Below are 4,809 nucleotides of genomic sequence, written 5' to 3'. Positions count from 1 at the left end.
GCCCACAGCGCCTCCCAGACCGCCTGGCCGTAGTCGGCCGGCACGTTGACCTCGAAGCCGCGCTCGCCGGTGAACGACATGCGGAACAGCCGCGTCGGCACGCCGCAGATCTTGCCTTCGCGCACCGACATATGCGGCAGCGCCTCGTCCGACATGTCGATGCCTTCGACCAGCGGCGCGATGATGTCGCGCGACTTCGGCCCCTGCACGGCGATGACCGCCCACTGCTCGGTGATCGAGGTCAGCCAGACATTGAGATGCGGGAACTCGGTCTGGAGATAGTCCTCCATGTGGTGCATGACGCGCGGCGCGCCGCCCGTCGTCGTCGTCACATGGAAGCGGTCCGGCGCCAGCCTGCCGACGACGCCGTCGTCATAGATGAAGCCGTCCTCGCGCAGCATGATGCCATAGCGGCAGCGGCCGGGCTCGAGCTTCTCCCACGGATTGGTGTAGAGCAGCTCCATGAACTTGGCCGCGTCCGGCCCGACCACCTCGATCTTGCCCAGCGTCGAGGCGTCGAACAGGCCGGCCGTCTTGCGCACCGTGACGCATTCGCGGTCCACGGCGGCGTGCATGTCCTCGGCTCCCCGGGGGAAATACCAGGCGCGCTTCCACTGGCCGACATCCTCGAACACCGCCCCTTGCGCCGCGGCCCAGGGATGGATCGCCGTCCGACGCGTCGGGTCGAACAACGCACCGCGCGCATGGCCGACGATCGATCCGAAGGTCACTGGCGTATAGGGCGCGCGGAAAGTGGTGAGCCCGACCTGCGGGATCGGCTTGCCGAGCGTCTCGGCGGCGATCGCCAGACCGTGCATGTTGGACGTCTTGCCTTGGTCGGTCGCCATGCCGTTGGTGGTGAAGCGCTTGACATGCTCGATCGAGTGCATGCCCTCATGCACCGCCTGGCGGATGTCCTTGGCGGTGACGTCGTTCTGGAAATCGACGAAGGCCTTGACCGTCGTGCCCTGTCCGGCGCCGGGCGCGGCGCCCAGCATGCCGCGCGACCAGCTCTCGCTGGCATCGACCTTCGGCTTGGCGGCTTTACCCGCCTTGCCGCCTGCCTCCTTCGCCGCCTTGTCGCCCGCCGCATAGGCCTCGTCGACCGTCGCGTCGAGGCCATCCGTGCCGTTGCAGGCGCCGACCGAAACGCAGTCCTGCGCGTAGGTTCCCGGCACGAAGCGCCGCGTCTCCTCGTTGAAGGCGACCTTGCCGCGCGACTGCGAGAACAGATGCACCGACGGCGTCCAGCCGGCCGACATCAGGATCGCGTCGACCGGGATGGTGCGCTCGCCGCCGCCATTCTTCGGCTGCACCGTCATCGACGACACGCGCAGCTTGCCGCCGGCGCGAACAACGGCGCGGCCGAAATTGATCTCGATGCCCAGTCCTCTCGCCTCGTCGATCACCGGTCCGGTCGGGTTGTCGCGCAGGTCGACGATTGCCGCGATGTTGACGCCGGCCCTCTTCAGGTCGATCGCCGCCGCGTAGGCGGAATCGTTTGCCGTGTAGACGCCGACATTCCTGCCGACGGCGACGCCGTAATGGTTGAGATAGGTGCGCGCGGCCGAGGCCAGCATCACGCCAGGACGGTCGTTGTCGGCGAAAACCATGTGGCGTTCGATGGCGCCGGTCGCCAGCACGACTCGGCTGGCGCGGACCTGCCAGAGACGCTCGCGCGCCAGTTCGCGGCCGGGGTTCTGCAAATGGTCGCTGACCCGCTCGACCAGGCCGACGAAATTCTGCGCGTAGTAGCCGAAAGCAGTCGTGCGCGTCAGCAGCCGGACGTTGTCCATTGCCTTGAGCCTGGCGATGGCAGCTTGCGCCCAGGCAAAGCCGCCCTCGCCGTCGATCCTGGCGCCGGCCTCGAAGCGCAGGCTGCCGCCGAATTCGGCCTGCTCGTCGACAAGGATCACCCTGACGCCGGTCTCGGCCGCGGCGAGCGCCGCGGCAATGCCGGCAGCGCCGCCGCCCAGCACCAGCACCTCGCAATGGGCGTAGCGCGCGCCGTAGTGGTCGGGATCCGGCTTGTCCGGCGACACGCCGAGGCCTGCAGCGGCGCGGATCTTCGGTTCGTAGAGGCTCTTCCAGGCCGCCTTCGGCCACATGAAGGTCTTGTAGTAGAAGCCGGCCGAGAACAGCGGCGAGGCGATGTCGTTGACCGCGCCGACGTCGAAGGCGAGCGACGGCCAGCGGTTCTGCGAGTTGGCGGTGAGCCCGTCATAGACCTCCTGCACGGTCGCCCGCACATTCGGCGTCTTGCGCGCGTCGTCGCGCACGATCTGCACCAGCGCGTTGGGCTCCTCCGCGCCGGCCGACAGGAAGCCGCGCGGCCGATGGTACTTGAACGAACGGCCGACAAGATGGACGCCGTTGGCGAGCAGCGCCGAGGCCAGCGTATCGCCCTCGACGCCGGTATAGGCCTGGCCGTCGAAGCTGAAGCGGGCGGTCTTCGCCTGCTTGAGGCGGCCGGCGCCGGAAATGCGGAAAGAGATGCTCATTTCGAGGCTCCCGGCAGCTTCGCAGGCTTCGGCTCGCCGGCCTTGTAGGTCATGATGAACTTGTCGGTGACTGTGTCGCGCACGGCGTTGAAGAAGCGCGCGCAGCCATGCATGTGGCGCCAGCGCTCATAGATCACGCCCTTGGGGTTCGAGCGGATGAAGAAGAACTTCTCGAAATCGTCGTCGCTCTCGCCGGCAATGTTGGTCGAGCGCGCGATATGCGCCTCGCCGGCGTTGCGGAACTCGAGTTCCGGGCGCTCTTCCTCGCAATAGGGGCAGCGGATGAGAAGCATCTGTTGGTTCCTACAATTCGCCGTGGCCGGTGGCCGGTTGGTCGCAAAGCCTTTCGGCAGCCATCAGTGCGCCACCGCCGCCGCTGCCGCCTCGTCGATCAGGCGGCCGGTGCGGAAGCGCTCGATGGTGAAGGGCGCGTTGATCGGGTGCGGATCGTCCTTGGCGATGGTGTGGGCAAAGACGTGACCCGAGCCCGGTGTGGCCTTGAAGCCGCCGGTGCCCCAGCCGCAATTGACATAGAGTCCCTTGACCGGGGTCTTGGCCAGGATTGGCGAGCGGTCGGGCGTGACGTCGACGATGCCGCCCCAGGAGCGCAGCATCTTCATGCGCGTGAAGATCGGGAACATCTCGCAGATGGCGTCGAGCGTGTGCTGCAATATGTGCAGGCCGCCGGTCTGCGAATAGGAGACGTACTGGTCGGTGCCGGCGCCGATGACCAGCTCGCCCTTGTCGGACTGCGAGATATAGGCATGCACCGTGTTCGACATGATCACGCAGGGCACGACCGGCTTGACCGGCTCCGACACCAGCGCCTGCAGCGGGTAGCTCTCCAGCGGCATGCGCACGCCGGCCATGTTCATGATCACCGAGGAATGGCCTGCCGCAACCACGCCGACCTTCTTGGCGCCGATGAAGCCGCGCGTCGTGTCGACGCCCGTGACCGCGCCATTGGCCGCACGCTTGACGCCGGTCACCTCGCAGTTCTGGATGATGTGGACGCCGCGCGCCGAGGCGCCGCGCGCATAGCCCCAGGCGACCGCGTCGTGGCGCGCCGTGCCGCCGCGCCGCTGCAAGGCCGCACCCACGACGGGGTAGCGCGCATCCTTCGAGATGTTGAGCGGCGGGCAGAATTCCTTCGCCTGCTCCGGCGTCAGCCATTCATTGTCGATGCCGTTGAGACGGTTGGCGTGCACGTGGCGCTTCAGCACCTGGATGTCGTGCACATTGTGGGCGAGCATCATGACGCCGCGCGCCGAGTACATCACGTTGTAGTTGAGCTCCTGCGAGAGCCCATCCCACAGCTTCAACGCATGGTCATAGATGCCGGCGCTCTCGTCATAGAGATAGTTGGAGCGGATGATGGTGGTGTTGCGGCCGGTGTTGCCGCCGCCGAGCCAGCCCTTCTCCAGCACCGCGACATTGGTGATGCCGTGCACGGTGGCCAGATAGTAGGCGGTCGCCAAGCCATGGCCGCCGGCGCCGACGATGATGACGTCGTATTCCTTCTTCGGCTCCGGCGAAGACCATTGCTCTTCCCAGCCCTTGTGGCCGCGCATGGCCTCGCGGGCGATGGCGAATACCGAATATTTCTTCACGTTCCAGGCCTCGCGCCAGTAGCTTTCGCGGAATTTTGCGGCCGGGCATCCTCGCCTCGGCACGCGAGGAGTATCACTAGCGAAACCGCGCAGCCATCCTTGCGCTGTTTGCGACGGCGCTTGCCGTTTTGCGCCGTGGCATCCACAGGCGAGCAACCAACCCGCGCGGCACAAACCCCAATGCAGCTTTCGGGTGGCTCGGACCGCCGCCATTTGCGACCAAGCGTCCAATCGCTGGCAATGCCGGCACGAAAGAAGGATGCTCAGAAGATGTTCGCACTGACAGACAAGGTCGCCATCGTCACCGGCGCCAGCTCCGGCATCGGCCGCGCCACGGCAAAGCTGTTCGCCGCAGAGGGCGCCAGTCTGGTCATCGCAGCCCGGCGCAAGGCAGAGCTCGACCTCTTGGCCGACGAGATCGAGGAGGCCGGCGGAAGCGCAGTCGCGCTTGCCGGCGACGTCCGCGACGAAGCCTATGCCAAGGCCCTCGTCGATCTCGCGGTCGAAAAGTTCGGTGGTCTCGACATTGCCTTCAACAATGTCGGCGCTGTCGGGCAGACGGGGTCGATTTCCGAGCTGTCACTCGATGGCTGGCGCGAGACGCTCGATACCAACCTGACCAGCGCGTTTCTCGGCGCGAAATACCAGGTGCCGGCGATGATCGAGCGCGGCGGCGGCTCGCTGATCTTCACCTCCAC

At 66.6% G+C, this 4,809-nt stretch carries 4 protein-coding genes; 1 reads left to right on the top strand and 3 read right to left on the bottom strand.

All coding sequences use genetic code 11. From position 1 onward, the window contains the following. From EN738_RS31050 to EN738_RS31040, 3 genes are all read right to left on the bottom strand, one after another. Positions 1–2,501 (bottom strand): sarcosine oxidase subunit alpha family protein (locus tag EN738_RS31050; protein WP_127286936.1); only part of this gene is annotated, 2,501 nt, incomplete at its 3' end. Further along, positions 2,498–2,794, bottom strand: a complete 297-nt coding sequence (locus EN738_RS31045; RefSeq protein WP_127286935.1) for a sarcosine oxidase subunit delta — start codon at positions 2,792–2,794, stop codon at positions 2,498–2,500. The genes EN738_RS31050 and EN738_RS31045, both read right to left, overlap by 4 nt. A gap of 63 nt (positions 2,795–2,857) precedes the next feature. Continuing rightward, positions 2,858–4,111, bottom strand: coding sequence for a sarcosine oxidase subunit beta (locus EN738_RS31040; protein ID WP_127286937.1), 1,254 nt, complete (start codon positions 4,109–4,111; stop codon positions 2,858–2,860). Positions 4,112–4,381: 270 nt separating this feature from the next. Here EN738_RS31040 and EN738_RS31035 point away from each other — a divergent pair. Then, on the top strand, positions 4,382–4,809 hold a 428-nt coding region (locus EN738_RS31035; RefSeq protein ID WP_127286934.1), incomplete at its 3' end, for an SDR family NAD(P)-dependent oxidoreductase.

Source organism: Mesorhizobium sp. M4B.F.Ca.ET.017.02.2.1 (assembly GCF_003998955.1).
GTDB lineage: Bacteria > Pseudomonadota > Alphaproteobacteria > Rhizobiales > Rhizobiaceae > Mesorhizobium > Mesorhizobium abyssinicae.
This window is presented reverse-complemented; position numbering and strand designations above follow the sequence as displayed.